Annotated in this window: 23 protein-coding genes; 15 read left to right on the top strand and 8 right to left on the bottom strand. The window is 68.8% G+C overall.

Annotated features, from left to right (window positions below; genetic code table 11):
* Window positions 1-7: 7 nt before the first annotated feature.
* The 8 genes from YM304_RS20720 (at window position 8) to YM304_RS20755 (ending at window position 8510) form a co-directional block, all read left to right on the top strand.
* On the top strand, window positions 8-559 hold the full coding sequence (locus tag YM304_RS20720) for a hypothetical protein (protein WP_015443690.1): 552 nt from the start codon (window positions 8-10) through the stop codon (window positions 557-559).
* Window positions 556-2004, top strand: coding sequence for an iron-siderophore ABC transporter substrate-binding protein (locus YM304_RS23505; protein WP_015443691.1), 1449 nt, complete (start codon window positions 556-558; stop codon window positions 2002-2004). Before YM304_RS20720 ends, YM304_RS23505 begins: the two co-directional genes overlap by 4 nt.
* A gap of 63 nt (window positions 2005-2067) precedes the next feature.
* Window positions 2068-3144, top strand: coding sequence for a FecCD family ABC transporter permease (locus YM304_RS20730; RefSeq protein WP_015443692.1), 1077 nt, complete (start codon window positions 2068-2070; stop codon window positions 3142-3144).
* Window positions 3141-4253, top strand: coding sequence for a FecCD family ABC transporter permease (locus YM304_RS20735; RefSeq protein ID WP_015443693.1), 1113 nt, complete (start codon window positions 3141-3143; stop codon window positions 4251-4253). The genes YM304_RS20730 and YM304_RS20735 overlap by 4 nt, the downstream gene beginning before the upstream one ends.
* On the top strand, window positions 4253-5098 hold the full coding sequence (locus YM304_RS20740; RefSeq protein WP_015443694.1) for an ABC transporter ATP-binding protein: 846 nt from the start codon (window positions 4253-4255) through the stop codon (window positions 5096-5098). Before YM304_RS20735 ends, YM304_RS20740 begins: the two co-directional genes overlap by 1 nt.
* Before the next feature lie 70 nt (window positions 5099-5168).
* Window positions 5169-6176, top strand: coding sequence for a putative selenate ABC transporter substrate-binding protein (locus YM304_RS20745; protein WP_015443695.1), 1008 nt, complete (start codon window positions 5169-5171; stop codon window positions 6174-6176).
* Window positions 6157-6939: a phosphonate ABC transporter ATP-binding protein gene (locus YM304_RS20750; RefSeq protein ID WP_083908517.1), complete on the top strand. Its 783-nt coding sequence runs from the start codon at window positions 6157-6159 to the stop codon at window positions 6937-6939. Before YM304_RS20745 ends, YM304_RS20750 begins: the two co-directional genes overlap by 20 nt.
* Window positions 6939-8510 carry a PhnE/PtxC family ABC transporter permease gene (locus YM304_RS20755; RefSeq protein ID WP_015443697.1) on the top strand — a complete coding sequence of 524 codons (1572 nt, stop codon included), beginning with the start codon at window positions 6939-6941 and terminating at the stop codon, window positions 8508-8510. Before YM304_RS20750 ends, YM304_RS20755 begins: the two co-directional genes overlap by 1 nt.
* Here the strand turns inward: YM304_RS20755 and YM304_RS20760 are convergent.
* Complete coding sequence (locus YM304_RS20760) at window positions 8491-9591, bottom strand: ABC transporter substrate-binding protein (protein WP_015443698.1); 1101 nt, start codon at window positions 9589-9591, stop codon at window positions 8491-8493. The two genes, YM304_RS20755 and YM304_RS20760, sit on opposite strands and share 20 nt — an antisense overlap.
* Before the next feature lie 115 nt (window positions 9592-9706).
* Here YM304_RS20760 and YM304_RS20765 point away from each other — a divergent pair, with 115 nt between their 5' ends.
* The 5 genes from YM304_RS20765 to YM304_RS20785 all read left to right on the top strand — a co-directional run bounded on the left by YM304_RS20765 (window position 9707) and on the right by YM304_RS20785 (window position 13451).
* Window positions 9707-10525 (top strand): siderophore-interacting protein, encoded by an 819-nt coding sequence (locus tag YM304_RS20765; RefSeq protein WP_015443699.1) that lies wholly within the window; start codon window positions 9707-9709, stop codon window positions 10523-10525.
* Complete coding sequence (locus YM304_RS20770) at window positions 10522-11325, top strand: siderophore-interacting protein (protein WP_015443700.1); 804 nt, start codon at window positions 10522-10524, stop codon at window positions 11323-11325. Before YM304_RS20765 ends, YM304_RS20770 begins: the two co-directional genes overlap by 4 nt.
* 110 nt (window positions 11326-11435) lie before the next feature.
* Window positions 11436-11882, top strand: a complete 447-nt coding sequence (locus YM304_RS20775; protein ID WP_041298500.1) for a ferritin-like domain-containing protein — start codon at window positions 11436-11438, stop codon at window positions 11880-11882.
* The gene (locus YM304_RS20780) at window positions 11875-12207 is read left to right on the top strand and encodes a hypothetical protein (RefSeq protein ID WP_015443702.1); all 333 of its coding nucleotides are present in this window, start codon (window positions 11875-11877) and stop codon (window positions 12205-12207) included. Before YM304_RS20775 ends, YM304_RS20780 begins: the two co-directional genes overlap by 8 nt.
* Before the next feature lie 44 nt (window positions 12208-12251).
* Complete coding sequence (locus YM304_RS20785) at window positions 12252-13451, top strand: MFS transporter (protein WP_041298501.1); 1200 nt, start codon at window positions 12252-12254, stop codon at window positions 13449-13451.
* Here YM304_RS20785 and YM304_RS20790 read toward each other — a convergent pair.
* Both YM304_RS20790 and YM304_RS20795 read right to left on the bottom strand, forming a co-directional pair.
* Window positions 13441-14295, bottom strand: coding sequence for an NUDIX hydrolase (locus tag YM304_RS20790; RefSeq protein ID WP_015443704.1), 855 nt, complete (start codon window positions 14293-14295; stop codon window positions 13441-13443). The two genes, YM304_RS20785 and YM304_RS20790, sit on opposite strands and share 11 nt — an antisense overlap.
* Window positions 14292-15410: an MBL fold metallo-hydrolase gene (locus tag YM304_RS20795; RefSeq protein WP_015443705.1), complete on the bottom strand. Its 1119-nt coding sequence runs from the start codon at window positions 15408-15410 to the stop codon at window positions 14292-14294. The genes YM304_RS20790 and YM304_RS20795 overlap by 4 nt, the downstream gene beginning before the upstream one ends.
* 116 nt (window positions 15411-15526) lie before the next feature.
* Between YM304_RS20795 and YM304_RS20800 the strand changes: the two genes are divergently transcribed.
* The gene (locus tag YM304_RS20800) at window positions 15527-15985 is read left to right on the top strand and encodes an SRPBCC family protein (RefSeq protein ID WP_015443706.1); all 459 of its coding nucleotides are present in this window, start codon (window positions 15527-15529) and stop codon (window positions 15983-15985) included.
* Between the two features lie 3 nt (window positions 15986-15988).
* Here YM304_RS20800 and YM304_RS20805 read toward each other — a convergent pair whose 3' ends face one another.
* Window positions 15989-16945 carry a DUF808 domain-containing protein gene (locus YM304_RS20805; RefSeq protein WP_015443707.1) on the bottom strand — a complete coding sequence of 319 codons (957 nt, stop codon included), beginning with the start codon at window positions 16943-16945 and terminating at the stop codon, window positions 15989-15991.
* 117 nt (window positions 16946-17062) lie between these two features.
* Here YM304_RS20805 and YM304_RS20810 point away from each other — a divergent pair, with 117 nt between their 5' ends.
* Window positions 17063-18310, top strand: a complete 1248-nt coding sequence (locus YM304_RS20810; protein ID WP_015443708.1) for a geranylgeranyl reductase family protein — start codon at window positions 17063-17065, stop codon at window positions 18308-18310.
* Between the two features lie 46 nt (window positions 18311-18356).
* On the opposite strand, the gene YM304_RS20815 is transcribed toward YM304_RS20810, so the two are convergent.
* The 4 genes from YM304_RS20815 to YM304_RS20830 are packed head-to-tail and all read right to left on the bottom strand — an operon-like array spanning window position 18357 to window position 21965.
* Window positions 18357-19139, bottom strand: a complete 783-nt coding sequence (locus YM304_RS20815) for a hypothetical protein (protein WP_041298502.1) — start codon at window positions 19137-19139, stop codon at window positions 18357-18359.
* Window positions 19136-20125, bottom strand: a complete 990-nt coding sequence (locus tag YM304_RS20820; RefSeq protein WP_051071531.1) for an ABC transporter ATP-binding protein — start codon at window positions 20123-20125, stop codon at window positions 19136-19138. Before YM304_RS20820 ends, YM304_RS20815 begins: the two co-directional genes overlap by 4 nt.
* Window positions 20122-20997 carry an ABC transporter permease gene (locus YM304_RS20825; RefSeq protein ID WP_154723581.1) on the bottom strand — a complete coding sequence of 292 codons (876 nt, stop codon included), beginning with the start codon at window positions 20995-20997 and terminating at the stop codon, window positions 20122-20124. The genes YM304_RS20820 and YM304_RS20825 overlap by 4 nt, the downstream gene beginning before the upstream one ends.
* Window positions 20998-21002: 5 nt before the next feature.
* The gene (locus YM304_RS20830; RefSeq protein ID WP_015443712.1) at window positions 21003-21965 is read right to left on the bottom strand and encodes an ABC transporter ATP-binding protein; all 963 of its coding nucleotides are present in this window, start codon (window positions 21963-21965) and stop codon (window positions 21003-21005) included.
* Window positions 21966-21969 lie beyond the last annotated feature (4 nt).

A 21969-nucleotide genomic window follows, 5' to 3' on the forward strand; every position in this document is an offset into this window, starting at 1 on the left:
GAACCCTGTGACCTCACTCGAACGACTCCGATTGGCCGTTGCGCTCGGCCACGCCGTACCCGGCGCCGAACTGCGACTGCGCACCGTCGACGACGAACAGATCGTCGTCGCCTCCGAACCGCACGGCGCCATCAGCCCGTGCGTCATGCGCCGCGTCGCCATCGCGTCGTCGTGGCCCAACGTGCCCGACCACTCGGCGAAGATCGTCGACATCGAAGTCGGGGGTTCGCTCGAAGACCTCGGTGGCGGCGTGTACCGCGTCGAGCGCGATGGCATCGAGCAGCGGTGGATCGCCTCGACGCTGCACCCGGATGCGATCAGCGACCTGCTCGACCTCGTCGGTCTCGACACCGTGCCGGCCGACGCCATGCACGGCTGTCTCAAGCCCGACTGCGAACTCGGCGTGACGCTCCTGGTGGTCACGTCGACCGACCTGCGCTACAGCCACGCCCTCGACGACATCGCCGCGCAGGCCGCGACGTCGATGATCGTCGAAGAACTGCTGCAACGCCCCGCCGATTCGGTGCGCAGCAGCCAGCGGAGCGGAGGTGCAGCATGACGCGCCGATTCCTCGCGACACTCGTGGTGGCCGGACTCGTCGCCGCGAGCTGCGGATCAGACGACGACGCCGCCCCGGCAATCGACGCCCCGGCCGACAGCGCCGCTCCCGCTACCGACGCGCCGAGCGACACCGCCGCTCCCGAGACCGACGACGTCTCGACCGACGACGCCGAGTTTCCGGTGACGATCGAGCACAAGTTCGGCGCCACCACGATCGACGCCGAGCCCGAACGGGTCGTGTCGATCGGCTACAACGAACACGACTTCCTGCTGGCGCTCGGTGTGGTGCCGGTCGCGCTGCGCGACTGGTACGGCGAACAGCCCAACTCGGTGTGGCCGTGGGCGCAGGACGAACTGGGCGACGCCACGCCCGACGTGTTGCCGGTGACCGAGCTCAACTTCGAGCAGATCGCCGCGTTGCAACCCGACCTGATCACCGGCGTGTGGTCGGGCATCTCCGACAGCGACTACGAGTTGCTCTCGGCGATCGCTCCCACCGTCGCGCAGCCCGACACCTACGAGGACTACGGCACGCCGTGGCAGGAGCAGACCCTGATTCTGGGTCGAGCGACCGGCCGTGAAGCCGAGGCCCGAGCGATCGTCGACGAACTCGATGCGAAGTTCGCCGCCGCTCGCGATGCGCACCCCGAGTGGATCGGACAGACGGCCTCGGTCGCGTTCGTCACCGAGGAGGGGCCGGGTGCGTACACGTCGCAAGACACCCGCAGCCGAATCATGCAAGACCTCGGCTTCGTCATCCCCGAGATCAACGACTCGGGCGGCGACGGCTCGTTCTACCTCGAGATGAGCCCCGAAGACATCACGCCACTCGACGTCGACGTGCTCGTGTGGGTGGCCGGTGCCTTCGAAGCCATCGACGGCATCCTCAACCAGCTGCCGACCCGACCGGCGCTCACCGCGGTGCAGGAAGGCCGAGAGATCTTCGCCGGCATCGAGCTGTCGGGCGCGTTCTCCCACGGCAGTCCGCTGAGCCTCGACTACGCGCTCGAGGCACTCGTCCCCGAGATCGAAGCCGCGGCCGACGGCGACCCGTCGACGCCGGTTCCATCGGCCGTCGAGGTCGGCGCGGTCGACGCACCTGCCGACGACGCTGCCACTGCGGCTGGCGCGGCCTGGGCCACGGTGTTCGACTCGACGGTCGCGTTCGCCGACAAGGCACCTCATCTGGCCGACGCCGAGGCGCTGGAAGAGACCATCGAGGCGTACGCCGCGGCCGGCGACGGATTCGACGGGATCAGCCTCGTGCCGACCGACGTCGTGATCGATGGCGAGGCCGCCGAGGTCACCTACGACGTCAACTTCGGAGCGAACCCGGCCTACACCGATCAGATCGGGTCGATCGAGCTCGTCGACGGCGTGTGGACCGTGAGCCGCGACGAGTTCTGCTCGTTCATGGCATCGGCTCGGGTCGGCTGCCCGTGAACCGCCGCACCAGCGGCGACCTTGCTGTTCAGCGTTAAGAACCCCTAACCTTCCGTTGTTCTCATGACCGCGCTGGTGGAATCGTCCCTGGATCCCGCGCCGTCGACTCCGGTCGACGGCGTCGGGGCCCGGAAGGTGTGGTCGTTGACGCGCCGCATGACCGGTGTGGCGATCTTGACCGCGTGCGCCCTGTTCGGGGTGCTGCTCTCGCTCGCCGTCGGCGCCAAGTCGATCCCGTGGGGCACGGTCGTCGACGCCGTCTTCTCGTACGACGTCTCGATCACCGATCACCTGATCGTGCGCGAACTGCGCTTGCCGCGCACCGTGCTCGGCATCCTGGTCGGCGGAGCCCTCGGCATGGCCGGCGCCCTGATGCAGGGCGTCACCCGCAACCCGCTGGCCGACCCCGGCCTGCTCGGCGTCAACGCAGGCGCCGCGTTCGCCGTCGTGCTCGCGATCTGGTTGTTCGGCATCACGACCGTGTCGGGGCTGGTGTGGTTCGCCTTCGTCGGCGCCGGCGTGACGTCGGTGGTGGTGTACGTGCTCGGCACGGCTGGTCGCGGCGGAGCCACCCCCGTGCGCCTCGCGCTCGCCGGCGCGGCCTTGGCGGCGCTGCTCTTCGCGCTGACCCGAGCGGTCACCCTGCTCGACCGAGCAACCCTCGACCAGTTCCGCTTCTGGGCGGTCGGGTCGCTGGCCGGACGCGGGACCGACGTGGCCGGGCAGGTCGCACCGTTCATGATCGTCGGCGCCGTGCTGGCCATCGGCGCAGCCCGACAACTCAACGCACTGGCACTCGGCGAGGAAGCGGCCCGCGCGCTCGGCACCAAGGTGCAGACCACCCGTCTCGTCAGCGTGCTCGGCATCACCCTGCTGTGCGGCAGTGCGGTCGCCGCCGCCGGGCCGATCGGATTCGTCGGCCTCGTCGTCCCGCACGCGGTCAGAGCGTGGTTCGGCCCCGACCAGCGGTGGCTCATCCCGATGTCGGCACTCGCCGGTGCGGCCCTGCTCCTGTTCTGCGACACGATCGGCCGCGTCGTCGCCCGCCCGGGCGAGGTGCAGGTCGGCATCATGACCGCCGCCATCGGCGGCCCCGCCTTCGTCCTGCTCGTCCGTCGAACCCGAATGGCTCAACTGTGACCGACATCCTGCACCGCCCGCCGGTCGACACCGCCGAGCGAGTGATCGTCGACGCGCCTCCGCCTGCACCGGTTCCGATCAGCGGACGTGTCATCCGCACCCGCTCGTTCTCGGTGCGCCTCGACCCGCGAGCGATCACCGTGTGCAGCGCGCTCGCCGTCCTCCTCGTGGCGGTCGGACTCTGGTCGATCAGCGTGGGCGACTTCCCGATCCCGATCTCCGACGTGATCGCCACGCTCATGGGCAACCCGACCGACGACTCGGAGTTCATCGTCGGCACGCTGCGTCTCCCCCGCGTCCTCGTCGGCGCCGGCGTCGGCGCAGCGTTCGGCATGTCTGGCGCCATCTTCCAGTCACTCGTCCGCAACCCGCTCGGGTCTCCCGACATCATCGGGTTCACCGGCGGCTCCGCGCTCGGCGCGGTCGTGATGATCGTCTACGTCGACGCGAGCGCGTTCCAGGTCTCGCTCGGCGCGGTCGTCGGTGGACTCATCGCCGCCGTCGCCGTCTACTTCCTGGCGTGGAAACGCGGCGTGCAGGCCTACCGGTTGGTGCTCGTCGGCATCGGTGCAGGCTTCGCCATCAACGCCGCCATCGACTACATGGTCACGCGCGCCGACATCAACGACGTGCAGCGCGCTGCGGTCTGGCTCACCGGTTCACTCAACGGCCGCAGCTGGGCCGAGGTGCGCATCGTGGTGGTCGCCCTCGCGATTCTCGGGCCGCTCGCCGTGCTGATGCAGCGCAACCTCGACCGCCTCGACCTCGGCGACGACACCGCAGCCGGCCTCGGTGTCGACGTCGGCCGAGCGAAACTGATGCTCGTCCTGGTCGGCGTCGGCCTCGCCGCGCTGGGCGTGGCCGCCGCCGGTCCCGTCGCCTTCGTGGCGTTCGTGTCGGCGCCGATCGCTCGACGCCTCGTCGACTCTCCGCGTGCATGCATCGTTCCGGCCGCGTTCGTCGGCGCCCTCGTCACCGTCGTCGCCGACCTGGCCGCACGACGACTCCTCGCCCCGATCGAGTTGCCGGTCGGCATCATGACCGCGCTGATCGGTGCCCCGTACCTGCTGTGGCTGCTCACCCGCCAAGCCCGAACCGGAGCACTCTGATGACCGACCCGACCCCGGCACGACTCAGCGCCAACGGCGTCTCGCTGTCGTACGACGACCACCTCGTCGTCGATCGCCTCGACCTCGACATCCCCGACGGCAAGGTCACCACGATCATCGGCCCCAACGCCTGCGGCAAGTCGACGCTGCTGCGAGCGCTCGCCCGCCTGCTCAAGCCATCGACCGGCCAGGTCGTGCTCGACGGCGAACTGATCCACAAGCTCCCGACCAAGGAGGTGGCCCGCCGCCTCGGACTGCTGCCGCAGACCCCGATCGCTCCGGAGGGCATCACGGTCGTCGACCTCGTCGCGCGTGGCCGGACCCCGCACCAGCGGTTGTTCCACCAGTGGTCGCAGGCCGACGAAGCAGCGGTTCGTACTGCGCTCGACGCCACCTCGACCGCCGACCTCGCCGACCGGTCGATCGACGAACTGTCGGGCGGCCAGCGTCAGCGCGTGTGGATCGCCATGGCGCTCGCGCAGGAGACCGAGTTGCTCCTCCTCGACGAGCCGACGACGTTCCTCGACATCGCACACCAGATCGACGTGCTCGACCTCGTCGAGAAGCTGAACACCGAACGCGGACGAACCGTCGTCGTCGTGCTCCACGACCTCAACCTCGCGTGCCGCTACGCCGACCACATCGTCGCCATGCGCGACGGCGCCATCGTCGCGGCAGGTCGCCCGGCCGACGTGATCAACGCCGACACCGTGCGCGCCGTGTTCGGGCTCGAGTCGGTCGTGATCGACGACCCGATCAGTGGCACACCACTCGTCGTGCCGATCAGCTCCAACTCCACGAAGGCCAACCGATCACCAGCGTTGTCAGATGGTTCATCGCTCTGAGTTGGGCACGGCGGGTCGGCCCGGCCACACTCACCGACATGACATACACACCCAGCACGAGGCGCGCACAATGAGCGCCTTCACTCGGCCCGCCAGTTGGCGGGCACTCATCCCACTGACCGTTCTGGCGGTCACCGCCGCAGCGTGTGGCAGTGACAGCAACTCGACGAGCAGTCCGGCCGACACGGCTGGTGCCGATGCACCCGCCGAAGCTCCCGCCGAGACTCCCACTGAGACGCCCACTGAAGCGGCCACCCTCCGGATCGGGGCCATCCCCGACCAGGAGCCCGAGCGGCTCCAGCGCACCTACGGCCTGATCGCCGACTTCCTCGAAGCCGAACTCGCCGATGTCTCCCCTGGTATCGACGTCGAGTACGTGCCGGTCACCGAGTACGAAGGAGCGGTCACCGGCTTCGCGATCGGCGACCTCGACCTCGTCTGGTTCGGTGGACTCACCGGCGTCCAGGCCCGTCTCGAAGTCGAAGGCGCCCAGGCGATCGCTCAGCGCGACATCGACGAAGCCTTCACCTCGGTGTTCGTCGCCTCACCCGATTCGGGGATCGAACCGATCGCCGACGTCGCCGGACTCTCCGTCCTCGCCGACCGGTCGTTCACGTTCGGTTCCGAGACGTCGACCTCCGGCCGTCTGATGCCGCAGTCGTTCCTCAGCGAAGCCGGCGTCACCCTCGACGACTTCCGCGGCCAGCCGGGCTTCTCCGGATCGCACGACGCGACGATCGAAGTCGTCGCTGCCGGAACCTTCGAGGCCGGAGCGCTCAACTCCCAGGTGTGGGACGATCGCGTCGCCGAAGGCGTCGTCGACGCCGACAAGGTCGTCGAGGTCTTCCGCACCCCGCCGTACTTCGATTACCACTGGGTCGGGCAACCCGATCTCGACGAGCGCTTCGGCGACGGCTTCTCGGCCGATCTCCTCGCGGCGTTCGAGTCGCTCGACGCGTCCGATCCGGCAGACGCCGAGATCCTCGACCTGTTCGGAGCGGGCGCGTTCATCGCGACCGAGAACTCGAACTACGACGCCATCGAAGCGGTCGGGCGCGATGCCGGCCTCATCCGCTGACCAAGCGGCACTTCGGCTCACCGCTGTCACCGTCGACTACGTGGTCGGCTCGAACACCGCTGGTGTTCGAGCCCTCCACGAGGTCGACCTGACGATCGCGCCAGGAGAACGCGTGGCGCTGCTCGGCGAGAGCGGCGCCGGCAAGTCGACCCTGCTCGACGTCGTCGCCGGACTCACGGTGCCGACGTCGGGTTCGGTCGAGGTCCTCGGCGCGGCGATCGACGAACTCCGTGGACGAGCACTGCGCAGGCACCGAGCCGACATCGGCGTGGTGCGTCAGCAGCACGGCCTGCCCGAGTCGCTGCGCGTGGTGCACAACGTCAACGCCGGGCGGCTCGGCACCTGGTCGACGTGGCGGGCCTTGACGTCGCTGGTTCGACCGCGTGGCCGTGCGGAGGTCGATTCGGCCCTCGCCGCGGTCGGGCTCGCCGGGCTCGCCGACCGCCTCACCGGCGACCTGTCGGGAGGTCAACAGCAGCGCGTCGCCGTCGCACGCGCGCTCATCGAGCAGCGTCGGCTCCTGCTGGCCGACGAGCCGGTGTCGGCCGTCGACCCGAAGCTCAGCGACGACGTCCTGCGCCTGCTCCGCGCTGCCGACGGCGACCCGGCGGTGCTCGTGAGTTTGCACGACCCGGGCCTCGCACGGCGCCACGTCGATCGCATCGTCGGCCTGCGCGACGGGATCGTCCACTTCGACCTGCCCGTCGACGAGGTGTCGGATCGTCGGATCGACGACCTGTACCGAATCACACCATCCGGCTGATGAACAGCCTGCTGAGGCCTCGGCGCGTTCGCGTGCTCGTCGTCGCGCTGGTCGTCATCGTCTGGTCGGCGTCTCGCGCCGGCTGGTCGACGGTGGTCAACGCCGGCGGGTGGTCGAGTTTCTCTCGATTCTGGACGACGGCGGTCGACCCCGAACTGGCCGGCGAGTTCCTGCGGCTCACGTGGGACGCGGCGCTCCAGACGCTTGCGTTCGCCGTGCTGGGCTCGACGGTCGCCTTGTTGTTCGGCGCATTCGGGTCGCTCCTGATGAGCCGACGGGTCATCGGTTCACGCGTCGCTCATCGTGTGGCCGCGTCGTGCGCGGCGCTGCCGAGAGCGGTCCACGAGATCCTGGTCGCACTGCTCCTCGTGCAGATCCTCGGCTTCGATCCGCTCGTGGCGGTGCTGGCCATCGGCATTCCCTTCGGAGCCGTCACCGCCAAGGTCTATGCCGACGCCATCGACGATGCCGACAGCGCCGGGTTCGACGCCCTCCGCGCGACCGGCGCGAACCGCGTCGGCGCCGTGCTGTACGGCATCGGGCCGCTCGTACGCGCCGAGTTCGTCGCCTACGGCTTCTACCGGTTCGAGTGCGCGATCCGCTCGGCCGCCGTGCTCGGCATCGTGGGCGTGGGCGGCCTCGGTTTCCAGCTCGACCTCAGCTTCGAGAGCCTGCGCTACCGCGAGATCTGGACGCTCATCTTCGCGCTCATGCTGCTCAGCGGCGGGGCCGACGCCGTGTCGTCGTCGGTGCGACGTGTGCGCAGTCGCGTGTCGTTGCGCTGGATCCTCGGCGCCGCCGGAGTCGCCGTGGCCTGGTCGTTCTGGCAGGTGGGCATCGCCCCGTCGTCGCTCTGGTCGGAGCGCACCCGCCGCCGCGTGCCCGAGTTCGTCGACGATCTCCTGCCACCCCGGCTCGGACCCGGCGGGTGGAGTGGCTTGTGGTCGGCGACCCTCGACACGGTGGCGCTCTCGGCGCTGTCGCTCCTGGTCGCCGTGGTGGTCGGGCTGCTCGGCGCCGCCGCGATCCGTCGTCCGTCACCGTGGATGTCGAGGATGCGGCAGCGCACCTGGCCCGACCGGCTCGCCCGGTCGGCCAGCCGCATCGTCGTGTTGCTGTTCCGCGCGGTTCCGGCCCCGATCTGGGCGTTCCTGTTCGTGTTGATCCTGTACCCCGGGCTCTGGCCCGGAGCGGTCGCCCTCGGCATCTACAACGCCGGTGTGCTCGGCCGACTCTTCGCCGAGGCGATCGAGACGCAACCCGAGCAGGCCGAGCGCGGCGTCGTGCTCGCCGGAGCGACCGGGCCGACCCGATGGGCCTACGGCGTGCTGCCGCAGGCCCATCTGCGACTGGTGTCGTTGTCGCTGTATCGCGCCGAGGTGATCGTGCGCGAGACCATCGTCATCGGCGTGGTCGGCGCAGGCGGGCTCGGCCAGCTGCTCCGCGACGATCTGGCGGCCCGCGACTTCCAGGCGGTGACCGGTGTGATCGTCGTGCTGATCGTGCTGGCGATCGCCACCGACCAGCTCGGGGCGGCGCTCCGTCGCAGCGTCAGCCGACCCCGAACGTGACCGCGAGGTCGTCGAGGATCGCGTGGGCGCCGAACACACCGACGCCGCTCATCCAGAGGTCGTCGACCACCGGGTGCGCGTTGCCGTTCTGCACTGCGCCGAGCGTCTGCCACAGCGGCCGCGCTTCGAGTTCGGCGAACGCTTCCTCGGCGTCTTCGCGGTCGTACACGGTGAAGAAGAGGTGATCGGCGTCGGCGAGCTGGAGTTCCTCTTCGCTGATCTGGAGGATGAAGTCCTCGCGGTCCTGCTGGCTCTCGGGCCGGGCGAGGCCGGCGTCTTCGAGGACGGTGCCGCTGAAGCTCACCGGCTGGTACAGCCGGATCTCGCCGAGGAACCGGACGACGGAGATCGTCGGAGAATCGGCGACCTCGTTGATGGCTGCACCGATCTCGGCGGCGCGCGCTTCGTAGTCGCCGAGCACCTGTTCGGCGACGTCTTCGCGGCCGGTCGCTTCGGCGACGAGACGCATGTTGTCCTTCCAGCCGCCGCCGCCCGACTCCGACATGACGGTGGGCGCGATCTGGCTGAGTTCGGCGTAGATCGCCTCGTGGCGCACCATCGACGAGACGATCAGGTCGGGTTGCAGCGCGAGGATGGCTTCGAGGTTCGGCGAGAGCAGGTCGCCAACCCATTCAGCCTCGGCGGCGTGGTCGGCGAGCGCGTCGCCGAAGTAGGCGGGCAGGTCACCGTCGGGGTCCTGATAGGTGGTGTAGCCGACGAGGTCGAGCCCGAGGGCGAGCACCGGGTCGGTGAGCGACCGGTCGAGCGACACGACGCGCATCGGCTCCGCCGCGATCTCGGTACTGCCGAGAGCGTGCTCGACGGTGCGCGGGAACACCGCCGGCACCGTCTCGACCGGCGCGTCGGTTGCGACCGGCGCGTCGGTTGCGACCGGCGCGTCGGTCGTGACCGGCGCCTCGGTTGCGACGGGTGCCTCGGTCACAACGGGCGCCTCGGTTGCGACCGGCTCGGCTTCCGTGGTGCTGGTGGCCTCGGTGTCGGCCGGGTCGTCGCTTCCGCAACTGGCGATGACCAGGCAGGAGGCAACGGCGAGGGTGGCGATTCGTTTCGTTCTGTTCACCTGATGAGGTTCGCGTAACGGCGATCGGTAGGCAAGCCTCACAACAAAGGTCACAAGTCGGGCTTCGAGTGGCCCGAACAGTGGGAAACCTGTTAGGGCGACCTAACATCTCCCCATGCTCGATGATCTGAACGCCACGCGCGACGTCGCCGAACCCAAACGCGAGCTCCCCCGCACCCAGCTCCGGACGTTCCTGTCCGAGGTCGCCGCGGTCACCGACATCACGCCGACCCTCCGGCAGATCACCTTTCGCGGCGGGCTCGACGACTTCGAGCCGCTCGACGGCGACCAGTTCCTCTACGTCCTGCTGCCGCCCAAGGGCCGAACGGAATTGACGTTCGGCACCGACTTCGCGTGGGAGGCGTACGAGCAGATGCCCGAAGCCGAGCGGCCGACCGGGGCGTACTACACGGTTCGCCACTGGCACGCCGACGTCGGCGAACTCGACATGTGGTTCGTGCTGCACGGCGATGCCGGCGACGCGTCGGCGTGGGCGAGCCGCGCTGAGCCGGGCCAGCCCGTCGGGCTGTGGGGACCTCGGCGCGTCTTCTACCCACCGACCACCACCGGCTCGTATCTCCTCGTCGTCGACGAGACCGGGTTCGGCGCCGTGGCCGCCGTACTCGACCAACTCCTCGCCGCCGACCCCGATGTCGACGTGCGCGTGCTCGCCGAGAGCGACGGGCACGCCGGCCGGGTCGAGTTCCCCGCCGGGCCGAACGTCACGACCACCTGGGTCGATCGGGCCGGCGCCGCGCCCGGCACCACGATCGGCCTGCTCGACGCCGTCCAGCGCCTCGAGATCTCGACCGACACCTATGCGTTCGGGGCCGCCGAGTCACGGCGCATCACCGCCATCCGCAATCACCTGCGAGACCACGTCGGCCTCGCGGCCGAACAGGTCTCGATGACCGGCTATTGGAGAGCAACATGAACCCCGTTTACGGAACCGTCGAACAGGTCGAGTGGCTGAGCCCCTCGATGGTGCGCATCGTCCTCGGTGGCGCAGGACTCGATCACTTCGAGGCGAGCGACGCCACCGACCAGTACGTCAACGCTCGCTTCGTTCCCGATGGAGCGCCGTACAGCGTGCCGTTCGACGACGAGACGATCGAGGCCGTCGACGCCGCGTTCCGGCCGAGGAACCGCCGCTACACCGTGCGGTACTGGGATGCCGAGCAGCGCCGCCTCACGATCGACTTCGTCGCGCACGGCGACGTCGGATACGCCGGACGATGGGCGCAGCGCGCCGCGGTCGGCGATCGCCTCCAGATCTCCAACGCCAGCGGCAACTACCGCCCCGACCCGAGCGCCGACTGGCACCTCCTGGTCGGCGACGAGAGCGCGCTGCCGGCCATCGCCGCCTCGCTCGACGCACTCGCGCCGACCGCGTCCGGCGTGGCGATCGTCGTGGTCGACCGACCCGACGACGAGTTCGAACTGACGGCACCCGCCGGTGTCGACGTGCGGTGGCTGCATCGCTGCACTGCCGCGGTACCCGAGACACTCGCCCTCGATGCCGTGACCGCACTCGACTGGCGACCCGGAACGGTCGACGTGTTCGTCCACGGCGAGGCCGCCGAGGTGCGCTCGGTTCGCCAGCATCTCATCGCCGATCGCGGCATCGACCGAGACGGCGCCTCGATCTCGCCATACTGGCGTCGTGGCCACACCGACGAGGCGTGGCGCGAGATCAAGCGCCAGTGGATGGCCGAGCAGGCCGCCGACGCCTGATCAGCAAGGAGACGAGTTTCTCCTCACAGCAACAGTTAGGTATGCTTTACCACCGACAGGGCGAGCGCGTCAGCGCCTGGTCCGACGACACGAACCGAGGAACTGCGCTCATGGACGACACCTTCATCGACACCAGCGACATCAACCCCGTGCTCAACGAGGTCATGCTGGCCGAACTCGCCGGCGTGGTGCGCTACACCCACTACTCCCTTGTCATCACCGGACCCAACCGGCTGCCGCTCGTCGCCTTCATGCAAGAGCAGGCCGACGAATCGTTGGTCCACGCTCGTCAGGCCGGCGAGATCCTGACCGGGCTCGGCGGCCACCCGACGCAGGGCATCGGCGCGATCGAGGAGTCGCACGACCACACGATCGAGAACATCCTGCGCGAATCGATCGCCCACGAACGGCGAGCCCTGGCGCTCTACCGCGAGTTGCTGTCGCTCTCCGAGAACCGCTCGGTGTACCTCGAGGAGTACGCCCGCACGCAGATCGGTCAGGAAGAACTGCACGTCATCGAGATGAACAAGCTCCTGAGGGACTACACCATTGGCTGACCACGACCGCCCACGCGTCGCCCTCTGCGCCGGCAAGGACTGCAAGAAGCGCTGCGAGTTCGCCAAGATGCACGACGCGCTGTCCGAACGGTGCGACGTGGTCGAGCTGAAGTGCGTCGGCATCTGCTCGGGCTCGGTCGTCGTCGCCAACGTCGACTCCGACGATCCGCGAGTGTTCGCCAAGCTCAAGTCGAAGCGCGACCGCCAAGAGCTGCTGCGCATCGTGGTCGACGGCAAGAAGCCGAGCTCGCAGTTCGTCAAGCGCGAGGTCACCAACGGCAAGAAGAAGTCGACGCTCCGCAAGGTCCGTCGAGCCGTCGCCTGACATCCCGCTTTGCCCCACGCGATAGTTGTGCTCCACAATGAAGCGTGACCGTGGTTCCTCCGCCTGCTGACGCGCCGACGCGCCTCCTCACGCCGGAGTTCTGGATCCTCGCCGCGTCGACCAGCGTCTACTTCCTCGGCATCGGCTCGCTCAACGTCCTCGTTCCCACGTACGTCGTCGACGAGTTGGGCGGCTCCGAGGCGACATCGGGATTCGTCATGGGCTCGATGGCGGTCACCGCGCTCTTGGCTCGGCCGTGGTTCGGGCGGATGGCCGACCGGCGCGGTGCTCGCGACATCATCGCAATCGGCGCCGCGCTCGCCTGCCTCTCGGTGCTGATCCTCGCAATCGATTCGTCGCTCGCCGGCGCGTTCGCCTCGCGTCTCGTCATGGGCGCAGCGGGCGCCGGCACGTTCACCGGGTCGATGATGCTGTCGATGGACATCGCCCCCGAGAGTCGGCGGGCGCAGGCCGGTGCGTACATCCTCATCTCGTTCCACGTCGGGCTCGGTGTCGGTCCGATCGGCGCCGAGCCGATCCTCGACGCCACGTCGTATCGCACGGTGTGGTTGATCGTGTCGGCGCTCGCGGCGGTGAGCTTCGTGATCGCGTTGGCGCTCCCGAACCGCCGACGCCCGATCGACGACACGCCGCCCGGCCCGCTGGTGCACCGCTCGGCGATCCTGCCGGGCCTCGTCACGCTGTTCGGCGTGTGCGCGTTCAACGGTCTGCTGCAGTTCGCTCCGCTCTACGCGCGCGAGATCGGCCTCGACGACGTCGGCATCGTGTTCACGATCGCGTCGCTGACGATCGTGTTCGTTCGCCTGGTGTTCGGTCGCGTTCCCGACATGGTCGGCCCGATCCGCGCCGGGTCGTGGGCGCTCGTCCTGACCGCCTTCGCTGCCGCGGTGGTGGCGTTCTGGGCCGAACCCGCCGGCCTGTACGTCGGCGCCGCGCTGCTCGCCTGTGGTCTGTCGTTGCAGTCGCCATCGTTCATGACGCTGGCGATCGAAGGGGTCAGCGATCGCGAGCGAGGGTCGGCGTTGGCCACCTACACCGGCTTCTTCGACCTCGCCAACGCGATCATCGGGCCGGCCGTCGGGCTCATCGTCGTCGGCTTCGACTACCGGGTCGCGTTCCTCACCGCCGGGTCGATGTCACTCGTCGCCCTCGCGATCCTCCGACTCCTCGTCGCGCCGCGACGGATGGGGGCGCAGGCCGCGTCACTGGCGATCACTCGGTGAGCGCTGGGTCCCAGAGGCGGACCCAGCCCGATTCGACCTCGAGATCGGCGTGCTCGTAACCCGCTTCGCCTGGGAGGACGACGCGGTACTCGCCGTCGGGGTCGATGACTCGCACGCGTCGATACGCGCTGCGCAGGCGGGCCGCGTCCATCACCTCGTCGGCCGAGCCGTAGCGGCTGAGGCAGTCGACCATCCGCACGGTCGGCGACATCATCTCGAACTCGCCGGCGCGCCAGCGTGCGAGCGCGTCGGCGGGTCGCACCCACTCCCAGTCGACGATCTCGGAGTCGTCGTGCTGCGGCGTCTGCCCGGCCGGAGCGCGAGCGACGAAGAATCGGGCGTCGAAACGTCGCGGTGGGCCGAGCGGCGTGATGAAGCGGGCGACCTCTTCGATCGCGGTCGCGTCGATCAGGAAGCCGTGGCGGACGAGTTCGTCGACGAAGACGCCTTCGTCGCGCTGCACTCGTTGGCGCATCGCCAGCACGCTGCGTTGGGTCTCGTCGGCATCGAGTGGCTCGTTGGCGGCGAGCAGCATGCCGCATTCCTCGAGCGTCTCGCGGCAGGCGGCGAGCCACCACGCCAGGCCGCCGCTGTCGACGCCGAGGCGTTCGGAGGCCTCGGCGTCGGTGAGCCCGGAGGTGACCCGATCGAAGTCGCCGAGGTGATCGTCGGGGTCGACACGCCCGCCGGGAAACACCCAGTTGGCCGACGCGAACACGACCTTGGCCGTGCGCTTGAGCATCAAGACGTGCAGATCGGGCAGGTCGTCGACGAGCATCACCGTCGCCGCGTGGCGGATCGCGACGTCGTCGGGGTCGTAGTCGAGGTGGGCGTACGCCGTCATTCGGTGGTGGCGTAGCTCGCGAAGCCGTCCGACTCCGAGCGCGTGAGTTCACCCAACTCGCGGAGGTGTTCGAGGTGCGCGTAGGTCTCGCTCTCGGCCATGTCGCCCCACGACCGTTCACGGAACAGCACGCGCATGAAGTCGCTGACCGTGCCGTTGGGCAGGTCGTGGGTGGCGTTGCGGATCGTGTCGAGTCGTTCTTCGTGGTGGTCGATGATGTGTCGGGCGCGGCCGCCGAGATCGGCGAACGGATGGCCGTGCGCCGGCAGCGCCACGGTGACGTCGCCGAGATCTTCCATGCGCACGAGGGAGGCGAAGAATTCGGCGAGCGGGTCCGACTGCGGGGTGAGGCCGCTGATGTGCGGCGTGATCGACGGGAGCACGTGGTCGCCGGTGAGCACCACCCCGTGTTCTGGGTCGAACAGACAGAGATGGTCGTAGGTGTGGCCGGGGGTGTGCATGGCGACCCACTCTCGACGGGCAAGTTTGATCGTCTGGCCGTCGGCGAGCGGCACGGTCGGGGCCGGGATCGAGAACGACCCACCGGCGGATTCGCCGGCCTTGCGGAGCCGCTCGAGAAACTCCGGTGACGGGCCGGCGCGCTTGCCACCCCACGGGCTCGGCCGAGAGAAGTAGCGCTCCAAGGCTGCCGCCTGGTCGTCGGCGGAGTTGATCTCCAGGTTGGAGGAGTCTTCGTCGTCGTCCATCTCGGCGGCGTCCCAGATCGTGCGGAACGTCTCGTGGGTGACGATGTCGGCGTTGGTCTCGTAGCGCAGCCGCATCGCGCCGCCGTAGTGGTCGGGGTGCGAGTGGGTGACGACGATCGTGTGGACGTCGGCGACCTCGTAGTCGGCGCGCTTCAACCGATCGACGAGGTGGACCCACGAGTCCTCGCCGGGGAGGCCGGGATCGACGACGGCGACACCGCGCTCGTCTTCCATGAGGTAGCAGTTGACGTGTCCGAGGCCGGGCATGGCGATCGGCAGTTGGCTGCGGAGAATGCCGGGAGCGACTTCGGTGATGTCGGTCGACGCGTCTTCCTGCTCCTGCTTCGGCGGTCGCTGATGGCCGTGATCGTGCGTGTGCGGATGCTGGTGTTGCGTGTCGTTCGTCATCGGGCTCCAGGTCGTGGGCCGCCGCGTCGAGGCGGGGCCACGACCATCTTGCTCCACCGCGCCGCCGAATCCGGTGCCGGGCGAGCGCCTGGTCGACCGCGATCTAGTGTCGGCGCATGACTCCCGACCTCGAAGTGTCCCGCGAGATCGCTGCCTCGCCCTCCGCCGTGTTCGCCGCGATCACCGACATCACCCGCATGGGCGAGTGGTCGCCCGAGACCATCCGTGCCGAGTGGAACGACGGCTTCGACGGCCCCGCGGTGGGCGCCAGGTTCAGCGGGCACAACCGCAACGGCGACAAGGAGTGGACGACCGAAGCCGAGATCGTCGAGCTGGTCGCCGACGAGCGCTTCTTCTTCGACTGCAACTTCCGCGGGTTCGTGTTCGCGAAGTGGGGGTATGCGATCGAGCCGACCGAGTCGGGTTGCCGGGTGACCGAGTACAGCCAGGACCTGCGCCCGGAGGAGGCCAGAGGGATGTCGACGTCGATGTCGGGGGTCGCCGATCGCCATGCACACAACCGGGCCGGCATGGAAGCGACCCTCGAGCGTCTCGCCGCCGCTCTGGAGGCCTGACGCTCAGTGCGCCGCAGCGTGAGCGTCGTCGTCGTGGGACGAGCCGTGGAAGCGTGAGACGACGGCGACGACGAGGGCGCCGACGGCGAGGCCGATGATGGCCGAGATGCCGGTGTTGATCAGCCAGGCGAGGAGGCCGCCGATGCCGCCGACGTCGTCGACGCCCTTCTCGATGTCGTGGACGAAGTCGTACGGGGCGTGCCAGCCGAGTTCTTCCGAACCGACGAGGAGGATGTGGCCGCCCACCCAGAGCATGGCGGCGGTGCCGACGACGGTGAGGCCGGCGAGCAACTTCGGCATGGCGTTGACGAGCCAGCGGCCGATCTTCTGTGACGTGGGGGCTTCTCGTTCGGCCATGGCGAGGCCGATGTCGTCCATCTTCACGATGAGGGCGACGGCGCCGTAGACGACGACGGTGATGAGGATGGCGACGATGATCATGATGATCGCTCGCTGCACGATCGGCTCGTCGATGACTTCCTTGAGCGAGATGACCATGATCTCGGCCGACAGGATGAGGTCGGTGCGGATGGCGCCCTGGACGGTGGCTTCTTCGGCCTCGGGGCCTTTGAGCGTGGCGGGGACCTTGCTCTTGTGGTCGTTGCGTGTGATGCGGTGGTAGATCTTCTCGGCACCTTCGAAGCAGAGGTAGGTGCCGCCGAGCATGAGGATGATCTCGACGAGGGTGGGGGCGATGGAGCTGAGGATCAGCGCGATCGGCAGGATCAGCAGCAGCTTGTTGCGCAGCGACCCGGTGGCGATCCGTTTGATGATGGGGAGCTCGCGGTCGGCGGCGAGCCCGCGGACGTAGGCGGGGGTGACGGCGGCGTCGTCGACGACCACACCCGCGGCCTTGGCGCTCGCCTTGCCCGCGGCGACGCCGACATCGTCGATCGACGAAGCGGCCAGTTTCGCCAATGCGGCGATGTCATCGAGCAATCCGGCCAGACCGCCAGCCATGTTGTCTCCGTTTCCGTGTCGTCGAACGAGCGAGGTGGAGACTAGCCGTCGTGGTCGTGCCCAACGACCTGCGCGCACGAGCGTGCTTTTCGGCGCGATCCGAGGCACCGTGGTGGAGTGGAACACGTTGACATCGCGGTGATCGGTGGTGGCCCCGCCGGTGCGGCGACCGCCATTCGTGCAGCTCGTCAGGGCGCGAAGGTGATCGTCTTCGAAAAGGGCGCGCACGGGCGAGACAAGGTGTGTGGCGATGGGCTCACGCCGCGTGCGGTCGGCGCCCTCGACGAACTCGACATCGACATGAGCGACGCGCACCGCATCCGCGGGCTCCGCATGATCGCCGGCAAGAAGGTCCGCGAGCTCGACTGGCCCACCACCGACCGGTTTCCGAACCATGGAGCGGTCTGGCCGCGGCGTCGTCTCGATGCCGCGCTGATCGACGCCGCCGCAGCCGCCGGTGCCGACATCCGATTCGAGCGCGAGGCGTTGCCGATGATGGACGGCGACCGCGTGATCGGTGTCGAGGCGTCGCCCGCCGGCGACAACGGCGGCGCCACCCCCGTCGAGAAGGTCACGGCCGATCTCACCGTCGCGGCATCCGGCCCGCCCGGCGCCGTCGCCCGCATGCTCGGCGCGAACCGGGTCGAGGGCGAGACGTTCGGGCTCGCCATCCGCACCTACGCCGAGACGCCTCGCCACGCCGACGAGCACCTCGAAGCGATGCTGTCGCTCAAAGACGATCGCGGCACGGCGGTGCCCGGCTACGGCTGGATGTTCCCGGCCGGCGACGGCACGGTCAACATCGGTGTCGGTGCGCTGTCGACGATGAAGGGGTTCAAGAAGCTGAACCTCAACAAGCTGATCGACATGTACCGAGCGGTCGTGGGCGACGAGTGGGAACTCGGCCCGAACCTCGAACGGCCCCGCGCCTGGCGTCTCCCGATGTCGGCACAGAAGCGCCACGGACCCGGCTGGGTCGCGATCGGCGATGCCGCCGGCCTCGTCAACCCGATGAACGGCGAAGGCATCGACTACGGCCTCGAGTCGGGCATGTTGGCCGCCGACCTGTTCGTCGCGGACCCGGCCACGGCTCCCGATCGCTACGACGAACTGGTGGGCGAGCGCTTCGACGCGTTCTTGCGCACCGGACGCCGCTTCTCGTTCCTCATCGGCCACCCGTGGATCCTGAAGACCGGGCTGCGGATGTCGGTGAGCACCGACGCGATCGCCAACATCACCCTCGCGGTCATGGGCAACCTGGTCGACAACACGACCCCCGGCGCGGCCGGCAAGGTGATGTGGATGGCCGACAAGGGCCTCGGCCTCGCCGACCCGATCCTCCGCAAGACCCGCGCCAAGGCCTGAACATCGGCGTGTTTCTCTTCGACCCGGTCGAAAAGAAACAAGCGGGTCAATCGATGTCTTGGCGAGCGAGGCGCCACGAGGCGATCGCCACCGCCAGCACTGTCGCCACCAGCGGTACGACGACGCCCGTCGCCGTGGAGAAGTCACCGAGCTGAAGATCGGCACCCGTCTGGTCGGCCAGGATCGAGCGGGTGTACTTGCGGATCGCGAACTGCGCGACCCCCGCGCCGCCCAGCGAGACGAACCCCTCCCAGATGAGGATGTAGGCGAGGCCCCACACGATGAATCGCCGCAGCACGACGCCCAACAAGGTGAAGATCGCACAGTACGCGACAAGCGCCACCGCCGACGCCAGCAACGTGGCACCCACCAGGCCGTTGCCGGCACCGGTCAGCGCCGCGCCGGCCAACACCGGCGGCAACGTGATCGGCGCCGCCAGCGTCAGTGCGGCGAGGGTGGCGCCGACGACGATCGGGAGTCGCTGCATCGGGCGGAGCCAGAGGTAGACGAGGGTCTTGTCGTCGCGCAGGTCACCGAGCGCACCGCCACCGAACACGAGGGCCACGACCGGGAGCACGACGGCGAGGCCGAGCCCGGAGATGACCTGCGCGGCATCGTCGATGTCGGCCGTGTCGGATGCCCCCACGGCGAACCCGGCGATGCAGACGGTGAGCGACAGCAAGACCAGCGCGGTGATGCGTCCGGGGCTCATCAATTGACGCACGACGACCCGGTAGGCCAGGGCGAGTGCGACGCGAGGCGCCACCGATGGCGAGCGACTCACGTCGGGGTACGGGGTCAGGGTGGGAGGTTGCGTGTCCGAGCTCATCGTCCCTCCACGAGGTAGCGAAACACCGATTCGAGATCGTCGTCGAGCGGGTTGATCTCGGTGAGACGCACGCCGAGTTCGAGTGCGATCGTCGCAATCTGGCGACCGAGCGTGTCGATGTCGAGCGTGTCGACGATCACCTCACCGTCATCGAGTGACAGCGCTGTCACGAGACCGCGATCGACGAGGACCGTGGCGAGTCGTCGAGGCTCGTTCGACCCGATCCGGATCCGGTGCGGACGATCGTCCATCAGTTCGCGGAGGTCGCGATAGTCACCGCGGGCGATGAGGCGCCCCTGTGCCACGACGAGCACGTTCGATCCGAGGCGGGCCACCTCGTCGAGCACGTGACTCGACACGAGCACGCAGCGGCCCTGATCGCCGAGCGAGTGGAAGAGGGCGATCATCCGTCGGCGCTGCACCGGGTCGAGGCCGGTGAGCGGCTCGTCGAGGATGAGCACCTTCGGATCGTGCACGAGCGCGGCGGCGACCTTCACGCGCTGCCGCATCCCCTTCGAGAACTGTCCGACCGTCTTCGATCCAACGGCGGCCAAGTCGACTTGTTCGAGCGCCCAGTCGCCGGCGGCGGCGACGTCATCGCCCGACAACCCCTGCGTCTCGGCCGCGAGCGACACGAACTGGCGCGCGCTCAGGTGATCGAACAACGCGTCTTGCTGGGGCACGAGGCCGATCGAACCGCGCACATCGAGATCGGCTCGCGGGTCGGCGCCGAGCACACGCAACTCGCCGCGCGACGCAGGCGTCAGACCGCACATCATGCGGAACAGCGTCGACTTGCCGGCGCCGTTCGGTCCGAGCAGCGCGGTGACACCGGCGTCGATCGCGAAGCTCACATCGCTCACCGCCACGACCGACCCGAAGAACTTCGAGACGTTGTCGACGGTGATCATCCCGTCGAGCGTCGTCGCGACGGCGACAGCATCGTGGGGCGTCGTGGGCACTGCCGGGGGTGGGAGCTGCGTCATCGCGCCACCACCATGCGGGAGTACTTGACGGCGACGACGAGGAGCCCACCGATCGTCCACGCCGCGTTGGCCAGCAGGATGTTGGCCGTGGAGACCTCGGGGAAGTTGCCCGGCTCGCCGTAGATGCGGAACACCAACTCGAAGGGCATCGAGAACACGTCGATCAAGCGCCAGCTCGGGGAGAGCTCGGCGCCGTCGACGAGCGCCGAGGCGACCGCCGGCGAGGCCAATGCCAGGAGAACCACACCGATCGATGCGAATGCTCGCCGATCGGTGATGCTCGAGGCCGCCATCGACACCGCCGTGAGCGCCGCCGACACGCCGACCGCCGACAGGAAGATACGGCCGAGCACTACCATCCAGTTGCCGAACCCGTCGGGCCCGGCGTTGTCGAGCGTGTAGCCGATGAGCACCAGGAGGGGCGGGCCGAGCGTGACCAGCGCGAGCGTGAGCCCGACGGCCAGGGCTTTGGCCGCCAGATAAGTGCCGCGGTGCAGCGGCGTCGACAGGTACATCGCCAGCATTCCGTTGCGTCGGTCGCCGACGAGAACCTCCGGGGCGACGAGGCCGGCGAACAGCAGGATCGCGGCGGTGATGAAGCCGTAGTAGCTCGCGTAGTCCGCGACCTCGTTCGGGTCGAGCACGTCGCCGATGAGAATCGACACCCCGACGAAAACCACGGCGGGCAGGTAGGCGATGACCACGGCCGCCACCGGGAAGATCTTGTGACGGGCCGGTCGCCCGAGACCGAGCGTCGCGCGGATGCTCTGCCACGTCACGCTCCAGATCGAACGCAGCAGCCCGACACGTGGGCCGTCGTAGCGCTGGAACCCGCGGTCCACGATCTGCGCGCCGTTGGTCGGTCGGCTCATGCCGGTCATGCGTCGCCTCCGACTCTGCCTGCGTACTCGGCGGTGACCACGTCGTCGGTGAACACGTCGTCGAGCGTTCGCCGACGCACCCCGAGTCGCTTGACCCGCGCTTCCGCCGCAGCGATCGCCACGGTCACCTGATCGAAGAGTTCGTCATCGGGGCGACCTCCGACGGTCAGCGTGGTGAGCGCGCGCTGCACCGTGAGCCCTGCCTCGGTCAGCCGCTCGACGACGTCGTCGACGGAGCCCGGTCGATCGTCGAGTTCGACCAGCTCGACCTCGACACCACCGGATGCTCCGGCGAGGTCGCCCATCGTGCCTTGAGCGACGAGCTTGCCCGCATCGAGCGCGATCACGTGATCACAGATGCGCTCGACCTCTTCGAGGACGTGCGACGACAACATCACGTCGATCCCGAACTTGCGATTGACCTCGACGATGATGTTCAACATCTCGTCGCGCTGCATCGGGTCGAGGCCGTCGGTCGGCTCGTCGAGGACGACGAACGACGGGTCGGCGGCGATCGCCTGGGCGAGCTTGACGCGTTGTCGTTGACCGGTCGACATGGTTCCCAGCGCTCGAAAGCGTTCTTCTCCGAGCCCGACGAGGTAGAGCGAGTCGCTCGACCTCGACCGTGCCTCGTCGCGAGGCAAGCCCTTGACCTCGGCGAAGTGTCGGACGAAGTCGTAGGCCCGCATGTCATCGGGCAGCACGTTGCGCTCCGGGCCGTAGCCGATCATCGCTCGGAGTCGCGGCCCGTCGGTGGCCGGATCGAGACCCAGCACTTCGATCGCTCCCGAGGTGGGCTTGAGCAGGCCGAGCACGAGGGAGATGAGCGTCGTCTTGCCCGCACCGTTCGCACCGACGAGGCCGGTCACCCCCGGAGGCACGACGAGGTCGAGTCCGTCGAGCGCCCTGGTGGACGGGAACTGCATGACGAGCCCCCGGGTTTCGATGATCGCGCTCACATCG

Origin of the sequence: Ilumatobacter coccineus YM16-304 (assembly GCF_000348785.1) — a bacterium.
In the GTDB taxonomy this organism is placed as follows: domain Bacteria; phylum Actinomycetota; class Acidimicrobiia; order Acidimicrobiales; family Ilumatobacteraceae; genus Ilumatobacter_A; species Ilumatobacter_A coccineus.